The 19,211-nt window shown below is 39.4% G+C and carries 18 protein-coding genes and 1 pseudogene; 13 read left to right on the plus strand and 6 right to left on the minus strand.

Translation table 11 applies throughout. From position 1 onward, the window contains the following. Positions 1 to 22: 22 nt before the first annotated feature. On the plus strand, positions 23 to 1,372 hold the full coding sequence (locus ACO1D1_RS10515; RefSeq protein ID WP_149871442.1) for a glucose-6-phosphate isomerase: 1,350 nt from the start codon (positions 23 to 25) through the stop codon (positions 1,370 to 1,372). 41 nt (positions 1,373 to 1,413) lie between these two features. Here ACO1D1_RS10515 and ACO1D1_RS10520 read toward each other — a convergent pair whose 3' ends face one another. Then, positions 1,414 to 2,400, minus strand: a complete 987-nt coding sequence (locus ACO1D1_RS10520; protein WP_423335895.1) for a potassium channel family protein — start codon at positions 2,398 to 2,400, stop codon at positions 1,414 to 1,416. A gap of 190 nt (positions 2,401 to 2,590) precedes the next feature. Here ACO1D1_RS10520 and ACO1D1_RS10525 point away from each other — a divergent pair. The 3 genes and pseudogenes from ACO1D1_RS10525 (at position 2,591) to ACO1D1_RS10535 (ending at position 6,061) form a co-directional block, all read left to right on the plus strand. Continuing rightward, positions 2,591 to 4,268: pseudogene (locus ACO1D1_RS10525) on the plus strand (DUF6044 family protein). Between the two features lie 17 nt (positions 4,269 to 4,285). Next, complete coding sequence (locus ACO1D1_RS10530) at positions 4,286 to 5,326, plus strand: glycosyltransferase family 2 protein (protein WP_423335896.1); 1,041 nt, start codon at positions 4,286 to 4,288, stop codon at positions 5,324 to 5,326. Positions 5,327 to 5,434: 108 nt separating this feature from the next. Further along, positions 5,435 to 6,061 carry a LysE family translocator gene (locus ACO1D1_RS10535; RefSeq protein ID WP_423335897.1) on the plus strand — a complete coding sequence of 209 codons (627 nt, stop codon included), beginning with the start codon at positions 5,435 to 5,437 and terminating at the stop codon, positions 6,059 to 6,061. 70 nt (positions 6,062 to 6,131) lie between these two features. Here ACO1D1_RS10535 and ACO1D1_RS10540 read toward each other — a convergent pair whose 3' ends face one another. Together ACO1D1_RS10540 and ACO1D1_RS10545 are read right to left on the minus strand one after the other, a co-directional pair. Further along, the gene (locus tag ACO1D1_RS10540; RefSeq protein ID WP_423335898.1) at positions 6,132 to 7,484 is read right to left on the minus strand and encodes an amino acid permease; all 1,353 of its coding nucleotides are present in this window, start codon (positions 7,482 to 7,484) and stop codon (positions 6,132 to 6,134) included. Positions 7,485 to 7,552: 68 nt separating this feature from the next. Then, complete coding sequence (locus tag ACO1D1_RS10545) at positions 7,553 to 7,735, minus strand: hypothetical protein (protein WP_423335899.1); 183 nt, start codon at positions 7,733 to 7,735, stop codon at positions 7,553 to 7,555. Between the two features lie 197 nt (positions 7,736 to 7,932). Here ACO1D1_RS10545 and ACO1D1_RS10550 point away from each other — a divergent pair, with 197 nt between their 5' ends. Then, a complete protein-coding gene (locus tag ACO1D1_RS10550; RefSeq protein ID WP_423335900.1) occupies positions 7,933 to 8,691 on the plus strand; it encodes a yteA family sporulation protein in 759 nt (252 codons plus the stop codon). Positions 8,692 to 8,741: 50 nt separating this feature from the next. Here the strand turns inward: ACO1D1_RS10550 and ACO1D1_RS10555 are convergent, their stop codons facing one another. Further along, positions 8,742 to 8,930 (minus strand): YozQ family protein, encoded by a 189-nt coding sequence (locus ACO1D1_RS10555; RefSeq protein ID WP_149871434.1) that lies wholly within the window; start codon positions 8,928 to 8,930, stop codon positions 8,742 to 8,744. Between the two features lie 89 nt (positions 8,931 to 9,019). Here ACO1D1_RS10555 and ACO1D1_RS10560 point away from each other — a divergent pair, with 89 nt between their 5' ends. The 6 genes from ACO1D1_RS10560 (at position 9,020) to ACO1D1_RS10585 (ending at position 13,715) form a co-directional block, all read left to right on the plus strand. Then, entirely contained in the window at positions 9,020 to 9,157 is a 138-nt protein-coding gene (locus ACO1D1_RS10560) for a hypothetical protein (RefSeq protein WP_423335901.1), read from the plus strand. A gap of 67 nt (positions 9,158 to 9,224) precedes the next feature. Continuing rightward, positions 9,225 to 10,130 carry a cation diffusion facilitator family transporter gene (locus ACO1D1_RS10565; protein WP_423335902.1) on the plus strand — a complete coding sequence of 302 codons (906 nt, stop codon included), beginning with the start codon at positions 9,225 to 9,227 and terminating at the stop codon, positions 10,128 to 10,130. 221 nt (positions 10,131 to 10,351) lie between these two features. Then, positions 10,352 to 11,290: a magnesium transporter CorA family protein gene (locus ACO1D1_RS10570; RefSeq protein ID WP_423335903.1), complete on the plus strand. Its 939-nt coding sequence runs from the start codon at positions 10,352 to 10,354 to the stop codon at positions 11,288 to 11,290. Between the two features lie 481 nt (positions 11,291 to 11,771). Next, positions 11,772 to 12,992: a helix-turn-helix domain-containing protein gene (locus ACO1D1_RS10575; protein ID WP_423335904.1), complete on the plus strand. Its 1,221-nt coding sequence runs from the start codon at positions 11,772 to 11,774 to the stop codon at positions 12,990 to 12,992. 14 nt (positions 12,993 to 13,006) lie between these two features. Next, positions 13,007 to 13,150: a hypothetical protein gene (locus ACO1D1_RS10580; protein WP_423335905.1), complete on the plus strand. Its 144-nt coding sequence runs from the start codon at positions 13,007 to 13,009 to the stop codon at positions 13,148 to 13,150. A 169-nt stretch (positions 13,151 to 13,319) separates the two neighbouring features. Next, complete coding sequence (locus ACO1D1_RS10585) at positions 13,320 to 13,715, plus strand: cytosolic protein (protein ID WP_423335906.1); 396 nt, start codon at positions 13,320 to 13,322, stop codon at positions 13,713 to 13,715. 224 nt (positions 13,716 to 13,939) lie between these two features. On the opposite strand, the gene ACO1D1_RS10590 is transcribed toward ACO1D1_RS10585, so the two are convergent. Beyond that, positions 13,940 to 15,454, minus strand: a complete 1,515-nt coding sequence (locus tag ACO1D1_RS10590; RefSeq protein WP_423335907.1) for an MDR family MFS transporter — start codon at positions 15,452 to 15,454, stop codon at positions 13,940 to 13,942. A gap of 194 nt (positions 15,455 to 15,648) precedes the next feature. After that, positions 15,649 to 16,212, minus strand: a complete 564-nt coding sequence (locus tag ACO1D1_RS10595; RefSeq protein WP_149871427.1) for an FAD-dependent oxidoreductase — start codon at positions 16,210 to 16,212, stop codon at positions 15,649 to 15,651. A 295-nt stretch (positions 16,213 to 16,507) separates the two neighbouring features. Between ACO1D1_RS10595 and ACO1D1_RS10600 the strand changes: the two genes are divergently transcribed. Together ACO1D1_RS10600 and ACO1D1_RS10605 are read left to right on the plus strand one after the other, a co-directional pair. After that, positions 16,508 to 18,094, plus strand: coding sequence for an ABC transporter substrate-binding protein (locus ACO1D1_RS10600; protein ID WP_149871426.1), 1,587 nt, complete (start codon positions 16,508 to 16,510; stop codon positions 18,092 to 18,094). Between the two features lie 159 nt (positions 18,095 to 18,253). Beyond that, positions 18,254 to 19,210, plus strand: coding sequence for an ABC transporter permease (locus ACO1D1_RS10605; RefSeq protein ID WP_149871425.1), 957 nt, complete (start codon positions 18,254 to 18,256; stop codon positions 19,208 to 19,210). Position 19,211 lies beyond the last annotated feature (1 nt).

Below are 19,211 nucleotides of genomic sequence, written 5' to 3' on the forward strand. Positions count from 1 at the left end.
AAATTTTAATGGAGGATCATTCATGACACATGTTCGTTTTGATTACTCGAAGGCTCTCCCTTTTTTTGGGGAACATGAACTTACATATCTAAGGGATGCGGTGAAAGTTGCCCACCATTCCTTAAACGAGAAAACTGGAGCCGGCAGCGATTTTTTAGGCTGGATTGAGCTGCCAACTAACTATGACAAAGAAGAATTCTCACGGATTCAAAAGGCAGCTGAGAAAATTAAGTCAGATTCTGATGTCCTTCTCGTCATTGGAATTGGCGGTTCCTATCTTGGGGCAAAGGCTGCGATTGAAATGCTGTCACACAGCTTTTACAATGCCCTGCCGAAAGAAAAAAGAAAAACGCCGCAAATCATTTTTGTCGGAAACAATATTAGCTCAAGTTACATGCAGGATGTCATCGATCTCCTTGATGGCAAGGATTTCTCTGTTAACGTAATCTCTAAATCTGGAACGACAACGGAACCGGCGATTGCCTTCCGTATTTTCCGCAAGCTATTAGAGGAAAAGTATGGCGCTGCAGAAGCACAAAAACGAATTTATGCGACAACAGACAAAGCAAGAGGTGCGCTCAAGACCTTAGCAACAGAAGAAGGTTATGAAACGTTCGTGATTCCGGATGATGTGGGCGGCCGTTATTCTGTCTTAACAGCAGTTGGATTACTGCCTATTGCTGCTTGCGGCGCCGACATTGAAAAGATGATGGAGGGTGCAAGACAGGCGCAAGGTGACTATAGTTCATCGGAGCTTGAAGAAAATCCTGCTTACCAATATGCAGCAGTAAGAAATGTACTTTATAATAAAGGGAAAACAATTGAAATGCTCATTAATTACGAACCGGGACTTCAATATTTTTCTGAATGGTGGAAGCAATTGTTTGGCGAGAGTGAAGGGAAGGACCAAAAAGGGATTTACCCATCTTCGGCAAACTTTTCAACAGATCTGCATTCACTTGGACAATATGTCCAAGAAGGACGCCGCGATTTGTTTGAAACAATAATTAAGGTGGAAAAACCGCGTCGTGAGTTAAAAATTGAGGCGTTTGAAAATGATTTAGATGGCTTGAATTATTTAGCAGGGCAAACGATTGATTATGTTAATAACAAGGCATTCGAAGGAACAATGCTCGCCCATACCGACGGTGGTGTGCCTAACCTTATTTTATCCATCCCGGCGATGGATGAATATACATTTGGTTACCTTGTCTACTTCTTTGAAAAAGCATGTGCCATGAGCGGTTATCTGCTTGGTGTGAATCCGTTCGATCAGCCGGGAGTAGAGGCGTATAAAGTTAATATGTTTGCTCTATTAGGCAAACCTGGATACGAAGAAAAGAAAGCCGAACTTGAAAAACGGCTAAAATAAAATAAAAAAGAGTGCTGATAACACATGTTTCAGCACTCTTTCTATTTAAAAATTAATAGCTGATCGTCTGCTTCAATTTCAAATGTGTGAGAGGGGTTCAAAATCGTTTCTTCCCCTCTTTTAATGCCAATTAACAGGAACCCGTGTGTTAGTAGCATCAGGCATATTTCATTGAAGGACTTTCCAATTTCATCCCCTGTAGCAGTTGAGGCAGACAATCTGCTTTCCTGCAGTTGATGGACCACGTTTGACAATAGCCCGTCCCCATTAGAATGCAGGCTATTCACCATAAATACGCTCGTCAATTTATTAGATTGAATGACCTCATCCGCACCTGCTCTTATTGCATTAACAACTTGTTCAGCTGTTAATATTTCAACAATGCATTTAACCTTTACACATAATCCTTTGATTGTCAGCAGGGTTAGGATACTATTCATATCCGCTTGAAGCTCATCATTGCCGCGGTCAGCGGTAATCAGTACCTTTTCCGCTTTTTCAATATCACTCTTGATAATTGTTTCATCCACATGTCCTTTTCCTTGAATAAAATGAACAAATCTTGATTTTACTGGATTGGCTTCAAGTGTTTCATCAATTAAGACAATCATTTGCGGATAATGAACATTGGTTAGCTTAGAAATCAGCTCCTTCGACCGTTCATTCCAGCCGATGATGACAATATGGCCATTGCCTTTGAATGGGACTCTCCCTTCAGCAAAGGCATCCTGTTTTGTTACAGCAGCAGCTGCTAACGTTCCAAAATAGGAGGAGACAATTCCAACACCAAGTAATATTAAGATTAAGGCAGTAAGCCTGCCCAAAAAAGAATGTGGGACATAATCGCCATAACCCACTGTGGATGCCGTAATAATCGCCCACCAAATGCCGTCAAAAATCGTTGGAAAGGTCCCAGGTTCTAAGAAGTGAATAGCGATTCCGAATGACAAAAATACAAGCAATGCAATGAATAGGATTCGAACAAGAAGCGGCAATCGCAAGAAACTTATATAAATCCTGTTTGGCACGACGATCACCTCTCTTTTAAACCTATTATTAGCAAAAGGACTTAGTCTCATTATTTTTTGATTAAACAGTATGAAGCGGAACTTTTTTCCAAAGCAGGATTATAAGAGAAAAGGAATAATTTCCATTGTAAAAGTAAAGTGTAAAATCAAATGGACCCTTTATAAGAAGGAAATCTTGAGGTGTAGAAAAGTGGTTATTGAAACGAAGAAAGAACGAAGACTGATCCTCTTCGCTTTACTAGTTCTAGCGATCTATCTCTCCCCATTATTTATTTTGCAAGAAAATGCCCATATCAGAGTTCACGATAATTTAGATTCGAACTTGGCATGGTATAAGGTGTTAGCGAAAAGCGGAGAAATATTTGGCAGCGTCAATGCAGTCATCCCCCAAATTATTAATGGCCAGCTGTCGCGAAACGCCTTTGGGACAGAATACAGCTTGATTGTTTGGTTATATGCTCTTTTTCCAACGATGATTGCTTATGGTTTAAGCCAGGCATTAACAAGAGTGGCAGCTTTCTTTGGCATGTATTTACTCCTAAAGGATCATTTTCTCATTGGTGATAAATGGCTCTCGATTCGCATTGGCAGTGCACTTGCCTTTGCTTTGACCCCATTTTGGCCATCAGGGATGCTTAGCACATTAGGAATGCCTCTGGCACTATGGGCCCTTCTTAATATCCGCAATGGAGAGAGAAGCTGGAAGAATTATCTTGTTCTAACGATGATCCCGTTTTATGCCAGTATTGTGTTAGGGTTTTTCTTTTTTCTAACTGCAATCGGTGTCGTTTGGCTTTGGGATGTTTTACGGGGAAAGGGCTGGAACCTGCGCTTTTTGTTTGCTATAAGCTATATGACCGTCATTTTTATGCTGTTAGAGTACCGGCTTGTTTATTCTTTTTTGTTTTCAAAAGAGCCCAATAGCCGCGATGAATATTTTCATGCCCATTTGCCATTTTGGCGGGCGATACGTTTGTTTGTAAAAAATTACCTGTTGGGACACAACCATGTGATGACCGTACATACTTTATTAATCGTGCCTGCAACCTTTATAGCCATCTACTTTGTGTTTTCGAAAAAAACTTTGGCAGCAGGAAAAACTATTTGTTTTTTTGTTTGGGCTTAATATTTTCTTATCGTTATGGTATGCCTTTTGGTTTTATGAGGGCTGGCTGCCGTTAACAAAAAAGTTCCACTTCATGGATACCTTCAATTTTGCCCGATACCATTTTTTACGGCCGCTTGTGATTTATGCAGGCTTTGCCCTTGCGTTAAAAATTATTTCACAGCAAGGAGTGGACTGGGCAAAAACGGCGAAATGGATGATTGTTTTGCAAATCCTATTCTTAGGATTTTGTAATGAAGAAATCATTTATAAAGATAAGCCCACGGTTAAGGAGTTTTTCGCTGAGGACCTATTCCACGAAATCAAGGAGTATATCGCCCTCCCGCAGGAAGAATATCGGGTTGCAAGTATCGGAATCCATCCCGCTGTTTCGCAGTACAATGGCTTTTATACGGTTGATACCTATAATAATTTTTATCCTTTAAGCTATAAACATCAATTTAGGAAAATAATTGAAAAGGAATTAGCTAAAAATAAAGCCGTTCGAAAATATTTCGATAAGTGGGGCGGCCGTTGTTACATTTTTACAGCACAGCTTGGAAAAAGATATATGCTGAAAAAGGATTCCAAACGGCACTTGAAAAACCTTGAGCTGAACACAGATGTTTTTAAGGAAATGGGCGGCCGTTATATCTTTTCAGCGATTCCAATCGACAATGCTGAGCAAAATCAACTGTTGCTTGATAAAGTGTTTGTATCGAAAACGGCTGCATGGAAAATTTATTTATATAAGACATTGTAATCATCGGGGGTTTTGACATGATGGAACCAGTCCTTACGATTGTTGTGCCATGCTATAACGAGGAAGATGTTTTGCCAGAAACGGTCGACCAGCTCCAGGGGCTATTGAGGGAACTGATTCATGAGGGGCTCGTTTCCAGGCAAAGCAAAATCTTGTTTGTTGATGACGGCAGTAAGGATCATACGTGGGAATTGATTTATAAAGCCGGATTACGAAGCGACCATGTGCGGGGCTTAAAATTATCGCGCAATGTCGGGCATCAAAATGCCCTGCTCGCCGGTCTATTTACGGCTAAAGAGCAATCTGATTGTGTAGTTTCGATTGATGCCGACCTGCAGGATGATATTAGGGTCATCCGTGACTTTGTCATCAGATTCCACTCTGGCTATGAAATTGTTTATGGTGTTCGAAAAGGACGTAATACAGATACTCTGTTTAAACGAAGCACCGCCCAAGGATTTTACAAGGTTATGAAGAAGCTGGGAGTTGACCTCGTCTATAACCATGCGGATTTTCGGCTAATGAGTAAAAGAGCAGTGGAAGAATTAGAACGGTTCCGCGAGGTTAATCTTTTTTTAAGAGGGATTGTTCCGCTTTTGGGCTTTCGTTCGGATATGGTCTTTTATGACCGCTTAGAAAGGCACGCAGGTGATACGAAGTATCCATTAAAAAAAATGCTCGCCTTTGCCCTTGATGGCATTACCTCCTTTTCCATCTCACCCATCCGTTTTGTGTTAATCACAGGGTTTGTTTCCTTTTTCATGAGTCTCGTTTTTGGCGGGTACTTTTTAGCTCTTAAGTTTTTTGGTGATACAGAAACCGGATGGACATCGCTGATTACCTCCATATGGTTAATCGGCGGTCTGCAATTAATTGCGATTGGATTGATTGGTGAGTATGTGGGGAAAATTTATAAAGAAACAAAACAGAGGCCCAAGTATATTGTGGATATTGATTCTTTTACTTTGCCGGCCCCAAGACACCATTTGCTTAGTGACACGTTAGAGGACAGCGGATATAGCCTTGATCTAAGAAAAGTATCAGATACGAACAACTAATGTAAGGGTTTTCCTTTTAGGGAAACTCCTTTTTTTGTCGTACAACCTCTCCCTGCTGAATAGAAATGGATAGACAGGCTTTTATTTACTGATTGGGGAGAGATCTTGATGAATGTTTTTTTAAGCTATATATTACTAGGATTGTCGCTTGCCGCCCCGATTGGCCCGATTAATGCGGCACAAATAGACAGGGGAATTAGACATGGATTTTTACACTCTTGGCTCATAGGAGTGGGTGCGGTTGTTGCTGATGGGGTATATATGCTTGTGGTGTACATAGGAGTTGTTCAGTTTCTTGAAACGGCATTCATGCAAACCTTTCTCTGGTTTTTTGGCTGTTTTGTACTGATGTATACAGGGATTGAAACATTTATGAATGCCGGTAAAATCAACTTAGAGTATGTCAGGGGTAAGGAACCGCTGGTGAAATCGTTTTTCTCCGGATTCTTTATGTCAATTTCTAATCCACTTACGATTCTATTCTGGCTGGGCATTTATGGCTCTGTTCTTGCCAAAACAGCTGTTGTTTATGATACGAGTCAATTGGTGCTGTATAGCAGTGCGATTTTTATCGGACTGTTGATGTGGGATATTATGATGGCGGGGGTTGCAAGCAGCTTCCGCAAGTATTTAACCTCTCGTTTACTTGTGGTCATTTCATTCTTATCAGGTCTTTCTTTGATCGGATTTGGACTTTACTTTGGGGTGCAGGCATTTCAAAATCTTTTTGGATAGAAAAAAATCCAGCAGTGAAAAGCTGGATTTTTTCTAGGCATATGCAGCTGAAAAGGGCGTTGCGCTTTTCTTATGCTGTCGGCCATGGGTTAAGTACTTTGCTCTTTTTCTTTTTCCATTTAAAATTCATCATCAAGGTAATCAACCCAATGATGCCGAGAAAGACCAGACTAATAAAGAATCCCGGCCTGCTCGTATCATGAAACAATGTTCCGGTGACAGCAATTAAAATGAATATTGCTCCAATCGAATACATGATCTTCTCTTTTAGTTTCAACTTTAAAATTTTTCTGGAAGAGGCAAGGATAAAGATCCAATTATACAGCAGCATTAATCCTGCCGCAGTGGTAATATACTCATAAATTCGGTTGGGCATTAGCAATGCTGCTACGATGGAGGCAGTAATCCCCAGCATTGTAACCAATAATGTCGGCCATGGAACCTTTAATTTCCCTTTCTTTGAAAAACTGGCCGGCGCGTCCCCTTCTTCCCCTAAGGTCACAAGGACACTTGTAACCCCGTATAGGGAAGCGGTCATCGTCGAAAAACCGGCAATGATGAGAGCAGCATTAAAAAAATGAGGGACAAACGAAAGATTGTACGCATCTAAAGCAATCACAAACGGGCTTTCTTTTGCGTTAAAAGTATGCCAGGACACCATCATGACAGCCAAACCAATCGAAAGAACATAGATAAAGGTGAGCATAAACAGCATGACCTTTCCAGCCTTTGGAGCTTCTTTGGGATCCTTAAGTTTCGTTGCCATTAAGCCTAATATTTCAATTCCCCCAAAGGCGTAGAAGGCAAAAATGACCGCAGACCATAACCCTTTTAACCCGCCGGGAAGTAATTCCTTTTTACTGTTAGGAAATTGAATTGGCCTGTCACCGTCAATCACGCCAAATATAGCTAAACTAGCTATAATCACAAACATTAGGATCGCAGATATCTTTAAAATGGCAAGAATATTTTCCATTTTATTTAGAAGGTTTACCCCTATAAGGATAACGGCTAATCCTAGAACACCGTAGATTGTAGCAAAAATCCATAAAGGAATTTTCGGGAACCAGAACCGGGAAAAAATCGAAAGTGCCGTCATTTGACTGCCCATAATGAGCACCTCTGAGCACCAATAGACCCAGCCGCTGCTGAAACCGGCCCAGCGCCCGTAAGCCTTTTTGGCATAGGAGCGAAACCCTCCCTCCAATGGTTCTTGGGAAGTCATTTTAGACAGTGCATCAAATACAAAATACGTTCCAACTGCCGCAATGAGGAACGCAATTAAAATGGCTGGACCCGTCATTTTGATCGCTAAACTTGAGCCAAGGAAAAAACCTGTTCCAATCGTACAGCCAACTCCGAATAATGAAAGCTGCCACCACTTCATATTATTTTCCGCTGCACCACTCTTTGATGTACCCATTGATTTTCTCCTTCTTCGAATTTCATTTAAAAAGGTTGAGGAGTGGCCCCAACCTTATTATTCGTATTTTATATTTCACGCCCTGTTGCCCCTGGTGATTTATCGGTATTATCCTGATTGTTGTATTCCGGATCATTCAGTCCCGGCCTTTTGTTTTTGTCGCTTCCGATATATTCTGCCTTATGTTCACGCTGTTCCTGTCTAAACTTTTCAAAGTTATAATTCACCATCTCTATCGCCTCACTTTTCATTATCTTGATTATTCTTAAGATACACGCCTTCGCCATTCTTATTCAGTTTAAGGATGATGTGGACGATTGGTTTTTGATGGAATTATTTTTTCTTTACATAAACAAGCATGAAACAAATGAAAATATAAGGGTACGATATAAACAATCATCATAAATGAATAATATAAATGGTTCTGTTGATGAAAGGGGTTTTGCACATGTTATCGACACAGCAGTTAGCTGAGTTACGGATACAATTGTTGCAGGAAAAAAGTGAGGTGGAAGAACGGCTGGAACAAAATGACCATTTTGGGTTGGAGCGCGGGCATGCCCATGAATCCATGGGAGAGTTATCCAGCTACGACAACCACCCCGCTGATGAAGCAACCGAGCTATATGAACGTGAAAAGGATATAGCCTTAAACGAGCATGTTGAAACACAGTTAGGGAATATTAACCGAGCGTTAGAGGCGATGGAAAATGGAACGTATGGGAAATGTGATGTGTGTGGAAAGGAGATTCCGTTAGAACGGTTACAGGCCATTCCAAATACAACTTTTTGTATTGAACACAGTCAGGATTGGATTACCTCACACAATCGTCCGGTGGAAGAAGGGGTATTAATGCCGCCTTTCGGAAAATTTGATATGGATGAAAAGCATGAGAGTGTCGGCTTTGACTCCGAAGATTCTTGGCAGACTGTGGCAGCCTGGGGAACATCAGATACACCATCAGATTTAGCCTTTCCTCAGGATGATTTTCAGGATATGTATGTAGAAGCAGATGAAAATATCGGCTACGTCGAGGATTATGAAAATTTTGTCGGCAATGATATGTATGGAAATAATATTAAGGTCTATCCAAATCCACAGCACGAGCAGTATGAAAATGCCTTAGACGAAGAAGGAATCATGACCAGTTTCGGGGATTTGCCGGCCTATGAACACGACCCATATGTAGACCATGATGATAAATGATTTAAAAAAAAAGAAAACAGCTTTCGGTGTGAGAGCTGTTTTCTCTAATTTTATACTTCTTCGTGGTTTATTCCTTGAGCGGAACCATCCGTATTCATGCCGCCTTCCATGTACGAATCACTCACTTGCTCATGTGTGTCAGCAAGTCCTGAGGATAGGGTGTCCTTTTCTTGATAATAACTTGGATGATAAAAACTTCCGGCCAGTTCCTTTTTTGGATTAGCGCGTTTATTGTCCATTATAGAATCCTCCTTTTCAATATGGGTACTACAACGGTATTTTTTCTTATTTCAAAATAATTACTCCTATTATTTGAAAGGTGATGTTTATGAATCGAAAAAATGAATTTCCAACAAGAGAAGAATTAGATCAGGCCTTCCATTTTCTTCACGATCAAATCAATAAAATTTCAGTGATGGAAGAAGTAGAAATGATAAAAAAAGACAGTGGCAGGCATGAAGAATAAGGGCAATTAATGCCTGCCTACATAATGGATTGATGATTATTAAAGGGGATTTCAGGGGTGGTTAACAATGGAAATGAGAGAAGCGCTGGCTAAAAAAGTGGCCTGGATTAGCGTCATCAGTAACGTGGTCCTAACGTTAGGAAAAGTAATTATTGGCTGGTACGGGCATAGTGATGCGGTTTTCGCGGATGGGATTCACTCTGCTGCCGATGTTTTCGCCTCTGTGATCGTTCTATTGGTAATTAAAATTGCCAACAAGCCGGCAGACAAGGAACATCCATATGGGCATGGAAAAGCAGAGGTCATCGTGTCAGAAATTATTGGCATTCTGCTCTTGCTTGTTGCCATCTATGTTGCCTACGAAGGGTTTAGCGGTTTTTTCCATGAGGTGGAATCGCCTAGTTTCTTAGCTATGTGGGTCGCGCTTATTTCGTTTATTACCAAGATTATTTTATACCGAAGTTCCTTACGGGTGGCTAAAGAGAATCAGAGTAAGGCGATTGAAGCGATTGCTTTTGATCATAAAGCGGATATTGTCGCATCCATTGCGGCAGCTATCGGGGTGCTTTTGTCAATTATAGGCGAACGGCTGGAAATCCATTTCTTACTATATGGGGACAAAGCCGCGAGTATCTTTGTCGCCTATTTAATTTTTAAAATTGCAAAGGACATGTTGACAGAGGCATTTGATATCTTACTTGAGCGTAATATTAATACAGAGACATTATTAGAATACACTGCCATCGTCAATGGGTTTCAAGATGTAAAGCGGATTGACCGCATCCGGGCAAGAGAGCACGGTCATTATGTATTAGTTGATTTGCGTATTTCCATCGATCATTTTAAAACGATTAAGCAGGGGCATGATCTGGCTAAATCAATCAAACGGAAATTGATGGAACAAAATGATAATATCCATGAGGTATTAATTCATTTAAATCCGTATTTCCCTGATGAAACAAATAAATCCTGAAAAAAACTCCTTTGTACTTTCCGTCTATAGGGTTTATGATAGGATAGGATATAGAAACGAAACGATGAGGGAGTTGATATTTTTGAGTTATTCCGTAGACCCGGACCCTAGTAGGCGAGGGGAAGTCAATGTCTTTGTTTGGATTGAATTGAATAGCAAGAATATCAACTCTAGAAAAGGTTGTTGGCTTCCTCGAACAAAGTGAGTGAGGAGGTTTTTGTATGTTAGAAATTTTTAAAAGCACCGAGGCAAGAGTTTTAGAAAAAGTCGATGTAATATCAAAAGGCTGCTGGATAAATATGTACGCGCCAACGGCAGAAGAAATAAATAAGGTATCAAATGATGCACAGGTAGATGTTGATATTATTAAAGATGCTCTGGACGACGAAGAACGTCCAAGGATTGAACGCGATGACGGCAGAATCTATATTATTGTTGACTTTCCGTATACCGTCCTTGATGAAACGGGCTTTGCAGTCTATGAAACCATTCCAATTGGTATTATTCTGACGGAAGATTGTATCATTACCGTTTCCCTAAAGGATACACCGATATTAGAGGATTTCAAGAAGAACAGGGTGAAAGAGTTTTTCACCTTTAAAAAGACGCGATTTGCACTGCAAATTCTGTTTGTTATTTCCTCCTATTATCTTCGTTACTTAAAACAAATTAACAAGAAAACAAATGAAATTGAACGTGTCGTTCACCAGTCATTAAAAAATAAAGAACTATATGCGTTTCTTGCCTTAGAGAAATCGTTGGTTTATTTTACGACTTCGTTAAAATCGAATAAGGTAGTTCTCGATAAAATCCTCCGCTTTAATTATTTAAAAATGTATGAAGAAGACAAGGATTTATTAGAAGATGTAATTATCGAAAAAACACAGGCAATTGAGATGGCGGAAACCTATCGTTCCATTTTGAATGGAATGATGAATGCCTTTGCCTCGATCATTTCAAATAACCTAAACATTGTGATGAAGTTTTTAACATCGATTACGATTATACTATCCTTCCCGACGATGGTGTTCAGCCTATTTGGAATGAACGTGGAATTACCTTTTGAAAATAATCCACACGGATTTATTTTTACTTTAATAATATGCGGCGTGTTATCTACATTAGCAGCGTTTATTTTTTGGAAAAAGAAATATTTCTAGATTGCCAGCCTTAGATGAGGCTGGTTTTTCTATTGAATGGAACTTATGACATATTTTCAGTTACTTACGACATTTGTTGGATATTGTCTGGGGACCTTCTAAAATATCATGAGCCTTATTGCGTAATTTAAAAAAATGAAAGATTATTTTGGCTTCAATTTTGAAAATAATCAATTTAAACGTTACCTATTTTATAAAAAAACAAAAATTTTCCCAACTTTTTTCGAATAATTATTTGTTATTTTGCTTGCAAAGTCAGAATAGGTTTAAACATCAGCAGAATATTCATTTTGGATGAAGATATTACAATCCAAGAGAGAAAGACGGGGGAAATAGTGAAAAGAGCCATCTGGATCCTGGTCCGGATGGTTTTTAATAAGATGAAACTATTCAACCTTTTACAAATAGTCAGATAAATAGCTGTTAGAAAGGGGGCTGATATAGTAAAATAGTATAAAACGAAAGGCAAGCGGGTGACATTATGGAATTCGGAGCCTTGATCAAATTCTATCGGACACAAAGAGGAATGACACAGACGGAGCTTGCAAAAGGCATTTGCTCTGTCCCACATTTAAGTAAAATAGAAAATAACTCGAAGGAAGCAAACGAGGAAACGGTATCGCTTTTACTAAAAAGACTAGAAATTAGCTTGGAGCAGATGGAGGAGAAAGAAGACCTAATTCAGGTCTTAATTGGTCAGCTTGGAGAAAAGATTAATTACTATTTAAAGGACACGATTGATGAAGTTTATCTGAAGCTTCAAGAACATGAACATATTATACCATTCTCTAAATATATCCATACGTATGAACTATATAAATACCGCTACCTATTATTTAAAGGTAGTTTAAAAGAAGCAGAGATTCAGAGGGACCTGCTATTTAAACAAAAGAAAAATTTTTCCCAACATGAAGAGTATTTATTTCGATACTATAATGCTGTATTTTTAATTATGAAGGGACATTTTAAAGCAGCAGAAGAATTGCTCGATGCTTTATATAGTGAACCAATTCATGATATGCCAAGTGCAGACTTTTTTTACCACCGCGCAATTGTAAAAAGTGCACTGGAGCAATCAGGGCATGCGATCCATTTTGGCAAGATGGCCCTGCAGCTGTTTATGAGCGAACAAAATTTTTATCGAATTCTTCATACATTAATGCTGCTGGGGATTAACTACACCCACTCAAATATTTATGAAGAAGCGGAAGAATGCTTCAGGCATTTGATTCGGAATGCAGATCTACTTAAAGAGGATAGACTGCTGCCGCAAATTTATCATAATATGGGCTACTTACAAAATAAAAAGAAAAATGCAAAAGAGGCTTTGATCTTTTACGAAAAAAGCCTGGCACTTCAGCCCAAAAATAATCCGCATTATCTTGTCACTCTTTATTCGATTGGAGAAATTCAATATGCCCTCCAAGCAACTGATAAAGCGAGGGAGTCCTTCCAAGTAGTAAGTTTATATGCGAAGGAGCTTGGAGTAAAAAAATATCGATTGCTGGCAGATTTTTATTTATTGCATATGGTATCCCCCGGAAAGGCGTTCAAATATTTAGAATCAAAAGTAATTCCTTTTCTGGAGGAAACGAATGAACACCTTAATGACCTCACCCGTTTTTACAAAATGCTTTCAGATTACTATACGCAGCAGGAAAAATACTCTGAAGCAGTTTATTATTTAAATAAAATAACGTAAGGAGCTCGGAAATTATGAAAAAGGCCGCGATTCTATTATTTTCGATTACATTACTTGTTTTCTCATCACCGGTGACTGGAACCAACAGCGCAAAAACATCTGTAAATATAGCAGATGCTGCTTCAACTACTGATCATCCAATCCTACCTCCAGTATAATACCAACCTTTAAACCTCTGATTTAGTCAGAGGTTTCTTTATTGGCAAATGTTTAAAAGAGGAATAAATGAAAACAAATGATTTGCTCCATAATTTTGGATAAAACGAATGAAACCTGCCTGAAAATGGATATCCTAATGACATGTGAGTTAATTTTAAGGAGGATATTATGAAATCATTTGTAGTAGGTTTCCATCAAGAGGATCGTGTCGATAGCATGCAGATTCAAAAACTCAATCAGGAGGAGTTCGATAAAGCAACCGAAGGCGGAACGAGACATTTATTTGAACTCGACACAAATATTGGCTTTTTTGTTTTTTTCGATGCGGCAGATGTCGATGGTGACATCTCCTACATGGTGTTGCAATATGAAGAAGACAATGAAGAACCAGTTGCCTGTTACTCCTTCCAGCTGAAGGACTTTTATGAATTCATGGCCCTTTTCTTAAATGACCTGGAATTCAGCGAGGAAACAGATGAAGAGGACGAGGATTACGGCCCAATCCATCATTTAGCACACCTCTTGTTCCATATTGTAGAAGAAGGAAAAGACCTGGAGGTATAAAAAGTGCTGGCTTCATAAAATCTTTTTGCGAAAATACGCCGTTTTAAGCCAGGAATTTTACTTTTTAGGAAAAGGAATATTACCTCTTTATGGGCGAATTTAGACATTTTATGAGCGAATCAAATAATGGTGTTCAAATTCGCTAGGGGTTCCGGTATAGGAACTGAAAGAAAAGTCTAAAGAATAAAATGCACTGGATCAATTACCGATCCGGTGCATTTTTATTAGTTTTTAGCAGACTCTTTTTTATTAACGACAACCCGGGCATTACCCATAAAGAAGATTGTTACCGCAGCAAGAACGATCGGAATCAATGCAAGCATAAAGGCATGGGTAATGGAATCGGACATTGCATGAACAATTTTTGATAAAATAAAATCCGGAATCTTCGCACGCTCGCTTGCTTGAAATATCTCGCGTGGATCGCCCATCTTAAAATTACCTGCACCCTGCATGCCTGAAAATGCCGCCTTTAATTTATCCTGAAAAACATTGCCCTGGATGGTACCGAAAATCGTTACTCCAAGTGTCATCCCAAACGAACGTAGGAAAGAGTTGGTCGAGTTAGCTGTTCCCCGGTATTGCGGCTCCAAATTATGAATCGATGCAGTCGGCAATAAAGAAAATGAAAAGCCTACCCCGAAGCCGACAAGAATCATATAAAGCGTCAATTGCCAGCGGGCCGTGTCAACGGTCATGCCGCCAAGGAAAAACATCCCTAAACAATAGGAAACAATCGAAATTAACATCAGGTTGCGATATGAAGTCTTGGTCAAAAAGATTCCGCCAACGGAACTTCCTGCCACAGATCCTAACATCATCGGAGTCAAAATCAATCCGGCATTTTTAGCTGTTCCACCATAAACTCCTTGGACGAAAATCGGGATAAATACGGTTAATATAATAAAGGTGCCGCCGTAAAGGAAGGCCAGGATTTGTGAGGTCGCAAACAGTTTTTTCTTAAATAGCCAAAGCGGCAAAATCGGTTCGGCAGCCTTTATTTCGGCAATGAAAAAGGCAATAATAAAGATTATGAAGCTTGCAAACAAAGCAAGAATTTGCGCGGAACTCCAGGCATATTCTTTACCGCCGAGTTCGAGGGCAAACATTAAACTAACAACAGAAATAACAAGCGTAAAGGCACCGACCCAATCAATTTTCTGCTTGGAATGGCTTAATGATTCATGATAAAAACGAATAATTAAGATAAGCGAAATGATTCCAATCGGAACATTTACATAGAAAATCCAATGCCAGCTAATGTAGTCTGTAATGTAGGCGCCTAGTAACGGTCCTAATACACTTGATGCTCCGAATACCGCTCCGAGTAAGCCCGTCATTTTTCCGCGTTTTTCAGGCGGAAAAATATCAAATACGATGGTAAAGGCAATCGGCATGAGCGCACCGCCGCCAATTCCCTGAATGGCACGGAAGATACTTAATTGAATAATGGTTTGGGCAATTCCGCATAGGGCCGAGCCAGCGAGGAATACGACTAATCCGAAAATAAAGAAGCGTTTCCGGCCATACATATCGGAAAGTTTACCGAATATCGGCATACCGGCCATAACGGCAACCATATAAGCTGAAGTTACCCAAATAAATTTGTCAAAGCCGCCCAGGTCGGAAACGATGGTTCCCATTGCCGTCGCGACAATCGTATTATCCATGGCCGACATTAAAATGGCAAGCAAGATACCTGTAACAACAAGCTTAAGATTATTGTCTTTTTTAATCATAAAGTTCTCCTTCTTTTCTTCCGAATAAATTGTGGTAGAGTAAGCCTCCTTGACTATTAGTTTTCTAAAAAAGGTAAAAAATTGCTCTTGGAGATAAAGCAATTTTAAAAGGAAGGATAGGCCTTGTCAATGCAAAATATTAAACACAAAAAGAGGGACTCATAATAGAGTCCCTCCGAATGAAATGAATGGCTTTACGCTTTTAAAATATCATGGTCAACGTAGCGCTCACCGTTGATTTCACTGATTACATTGATGGCTACCTTCGCGCCGTCGCCAGCAGTAACTATGGTATGCATGCTTACTCCCGCGATAGTTCCAGCTGCCCAAATTCCTTCTATATTTGTTTTTCCTGCTGCATCCACATCTAGAATGGTTTTAACTCTTGGTTCGGTGCCAGGCTTAGTAGTTAGACCGGCTTTTTCAGCTAGATCGGCCATCATCCCTGTTGCCATAATGACATGATTTGCTTCATATTCACCTTGATCGGTTTCTACTTTTAAGCCATTGTCCGTTTTGCTAACGTTTGCAACAGTAGCTTGTACAATTTCAGCGCCAAATTTACTAGCCTGTTTTTTCCCTGTCTCTACAAGATCTGGCCCGCTGATTTCTAAGACGCCATAATGATTTTCAATCCAAGCACGCTTGGTAACGCTTTTATCATTATCAATGATCAAAGTTTTCTTTCCAGCCTTTGCTGTAAATAGGGCTGCACTTGCGCCTGCAGGACCGGCACCAATGATAACTACATCAAACATCTCGAAAACCTCCATTTTAAAAGTTATGTCAATAATATCCTATCTTATCCAATTCAGAATGTAAAATTGTCTGCTTGTTTCAAGACTTTAGGACTGCGAAGCACATCGCAGAATTGTAGTTAGTTATCCCAATTTTCCGAATTTAGTTGTAATGAAATGTTTTTATTTACGCTGCTTACTTTATCAGGTAAAATACTTAAAGTAAAACACATAAGAATAGTAGGAATTAAAGAACACTATGTCACTATTATTCTCTAGTTTTTACATAAAACTTCTATTTGGGGGGATATACAAGATGTTTCGTAAAAAGGTTTCAATTTTCGCAGCACTTTTACTAAGTATGGTTTTAGTACTTGCGGGCTGTTCTTCAAAATCTTCGGACACAGCAAGCACTAAAAATAAATCTGAAGAAACCAATAAACCAGATACATTTATTTACGGTATTGACGGGGATCCAGGAAACGCAGTTAACGTCATTACTACTGGTGATCGTTTCGGTTTAATGGAAATCAAAACGGTCTACTCTCCACTATATATGTATAATGGAAAAGACGCTATCGAGTACTTTTTAGCAGAAAGCATGACACCTTCTGATGATTTCTTAACCTATACAGCTAAATTAAGAAAAGACGTAAAATGGCATGATGGACAGCCATTTACAGCAGATGATGTCGTTTTCACGTATGAGCAAATGTTAAAAGAAGAAAATGGCGGGTGGGCTAGAAGTCAGCTGATATTCAACAATCAGCCAGTCAAAGTGGAAAAAGTGGATGAATATACTGTAAAATTCACACTGCCAACGGTAAGTATGGGAGCAATCGAAGCATTAGGCAATATCTTCATCATGCCGAAGCATGTGTACGAGGGTGAAACCAACATTGCTAACAGTCCAAAAAATGCAACACCGGTTGGTACTGGACCATATAAATTGAAAGAATACAAGGCTGGGGAAAGTGTTACATTTGAAAAAAATGATGACTATTTCCTAGGCGCTCCGAACATTTCAAAGGTTGTCTACCGTATTATTATGGATGCAAATACTGCAACGATGGCTTTACAAAAGGGAGAAATCAATGCACTTGTGATTCAGCCTTCAGATGCCAGCAAATTTAAAGGAAACGATAATATTACATTGAAAGAATATGAAGAAGGACGAATTGGCTATTTAGCCTTTAACCTTAGCTCAAAGGCTGTTCAGTCAAAAGATGTAAGAAAGGCAATTGCTTATGGTTTAAATCGTGATGAAATCAATATTGCCAGCTATGTATCTACCGATTTTTCAAAACCTGCCTATTCTTTCTTACCTAAAAAGGCGACCTACTTTACTGATCATGTAGAAAAACATAAATTTGATACGAAAAAGGCAAAAGATCAATTAGCTAAAGCAGGGGCTTCTGACTTGAAATTAAAACTTGCTTTTATTGCGAATAATCCAATTCAGCAAAAGCAAGCGGCAGTTATTCAGCAAAACTTAAAAGCAGCAGGAGTATCAGTTGAACTAGTTGGAATGGATGCAACTGCGCTAAGCCAAAAAATGCAAAGTGTGCACACAGACTTTGATATGTATCTTGGCGGATACATCATGGGAATTGATCCGGATACCTTTAATTCCTTGTTTGTAACCGATGGAGAAGCCAATTACATGCATTATAGTAATCCAAAAGTGGATGAGTTGTTTAATCAAGGCCGCGTAGAGAAAGACGATGCTAAACGAAAAGCTATATATGAAGAAATTCAAAAATTGATTATCGACGATGCAGCATTCTATCCGTTAATGGAAAATAAGCGAATTCTTGCGATTGATTCAAGAATCAAAGGAATCGAGGAAGCAGGCTTGGTTCCGGTTTATACGTTTGAGGATATGTCGAAGCTTTCTTATTAATATCAATAGTTGCATGAGTAGATAAAGATAAACAGGACGCTGTTTATCTTTATTTATTAGCAATAAAAGATTTAGAATAAGAGAGTTATAGGGTAAAAGTATCGGTTTCCTTTTGATTGGTTGTTTCGGCAGCAGGGAACGTAAGGAGTGGAATTCTTTTTGTTAAAGTACAGTATTAAACGATTTTTACAGGCAATTCCTTTGTTATTCATTATTTCGGTTATTTGTTTTACACTCATTCAATTAGCTCCATACGATGCAGTTGATGCAATGACAACACCAAACATGTCGAAGGAAACCATTGAATTGATTAAAGCAAGCTATGGATTAGATCAGCCTGCCTATATTCAGTATCTATATTGGGTAAAAGGAATAGTTAGCGGTGAATGGGGCTACTCCATTGTGACACATGAAAGCATTACAAATGATCTTTCAGTCAGAATACCTAATACCATTCTCCTTGTGCTTCCGGCATATCTTCTTGCTCTTATATTATCCATTATCCTTGGCCTCATCGCCGGAGCGAATAAAGGAAAATGGGCGGATAAAATCATTGATGGTTTAAGTTCATTTGGAATTGCTATTCCTAGCTTCTGGATGGCGATGATTCTTGTATTTATTTTTGGGTATCAACTTAATATTTTCCCCATCCTTGGTATGCATACGATTGGGAACGAAGATTCCTTTGCAGATTTACTCAGTCACATGGTTCTCCCATGTACCGTCTTAATTCTCTCATTTATGCCGGAATTGGTCCGTTATGTGCGCTCCTCAACCATTGGTCAGTTATCCGAAGACTATGTGATGGTGCAACAGGCATACGGGGCTGCCTCATCATGGATTTTATTCAAGCATGTATTGAGAAATGTGCTGCTTCCGATTATTACGATTGTCGGGATGAGCCTGCCGATGTTAGTAACAGGCGCTGTTGTCACAGAGACTGTTTTTGGCTGGCCGGGAATTGGGACTTATTTTGTCAAAGCGATTCAAGGGTTTGATTATCCTGTCGTTATGGCAATTATGCTCCTATCTTCGACATTGGTTATTATTGGTAATTTGGTATCGGATCTGTTATATAGCATTGTTGACCCAAGAATTAAGGGAATGGGGGAATAGA

Origin of the sequence: Neobacillus sp. 19 (assembly GCF_049463095.1) — a bacterium.
In the GTDB taxonomy this organism is placed as follows: Bacteria; Bacillota; Bacilli; order Bacillales; family Cytobacillaceae; genus Neobacillus.

What these genes read in the sequence shown, in the direction of transcription:
- ACO1D1_RS10515 (WP_149871442.1), top strand. Translation starts at nt 23, where the DNA reads ATGACACATGTTCGTTTTGATTACTCGAAGGCTCTCCCTTTTTTTGGG.
- ACO1D1_RS10530 (WP_423335896.1), top strand. Translation starts at nt 4,286, where the DNA reads ATGATGGAACCAGTCCTTACGATTGTTGTGCCATGCTATAACGAGGAA.
- ACO1D1_RS10535 (WP_423335897.1), top strand. Translation starts at nt 5,435, where the DNA reads ATGAATGTTTTTTTAAGCTATATATTACTAGGATTGTCGCTTGCCGCC.
- ACO1D1_RS10540 (WP_423335898.1), bottom strand. Translation starts at nt 7,484, where the DNA reads ATGGGTACATCAAAGAGTGGTGCAGCGGAAAATAATATGAAGTGGTGG.
- ACO1D1_RS10545 (WP_423335899.1), bottom strand. Translation starts at nt 7,735, where the DNA reads ATGAAAAGTGAGGCGATAGAGATGGTGAATTATAACTTTGAAAAGTTT.
- ACO1D1_RS10550 (WP_423335900.1), top strand. Translation starts at nt 7,933, where the DNA reads ATGTTATCGACACAGCAGTTAGCTGAGTTACGGATACAATTGTTGCAG.
- ACO1D1_RS10555 (WP_149871434.1), bottom strand. Translation starts at nt 8,930, where the DNA reads ATGGACAATAAACGCGCTAATCCAAAAAAGGAACTGGCCGGAAGTTTT.
- ACO1D1_RS10560 (WP_423335901.1), top strand. Translation starts at nt 9,020, where the DNA reads ATGAATCGAAAAAATGAATTTCCAACAAGAGAAGAATTAGATCAGGCC.
- ACO1D1_RS10565 (WP_423335902.1), top strand. Translation starts at nt 9,225, where the DNA reads ATGGAAATGAGAGAAGCGCTGGCTAAAAAAGTGGCCTGGATTAGCGTC.
- ACO1D1_RS10570 (WP_423335903.1), top strand. Translation starts at nt 10,352, where the DNA reads ATGTTAGAAATTTTTAAAAGCACCGAGGCAAGAGTTTTAGAAAAAGTC.
- ACO1D1_RS10575 (WP_423335904.1), top strand. Translation starts at nt 11,772, where the DNA reads ATGGAATTCGGAGCCTTGATCAAATTCTATCGGACACAAAGAGGAATG.
- ACO1D1_RS10580 (WP_423335905.1), top strand. Translation starts at nt 13,007, where the DNA reads ATGAAAAAGGCCGCGATTCTATTATTTTCGATTACATTACTTGTTTTC.
- ACO1D1_RS10585 (WP_423335906.1), top strand. Translation starts at nt 13,320, where the DNA reads ATGAAATCATTTGTAGTAGGTTTCCATCAAGAGGATCGTGTCGATAGC.
- ACO1D1_RS10590 (WP_423335907.1), bottom strand. Translation starts at nt 15,454, where the DNA reads ATGATTAAAAAAGACAATAATCTTAAGCTTGTTGTTACAGGTATCTTG.
- ACO1D1_RS10595 (WP_149871427.1), bottom strand. Translation starts at nt 16,212, where the DNA reads ATGTTTGATGTAGTTATCATTGGTGCCGGTCCTGCAGGCGCAAGTGCA.
- ACO1D1_RS10600 (WP_149871426.1), top strand. Translation starts at nt 16,508, where the DNA reads ATGTTTCGTAAAAAGGTTTCAATTTTCGCAGCACTTTTACTAAGTATG.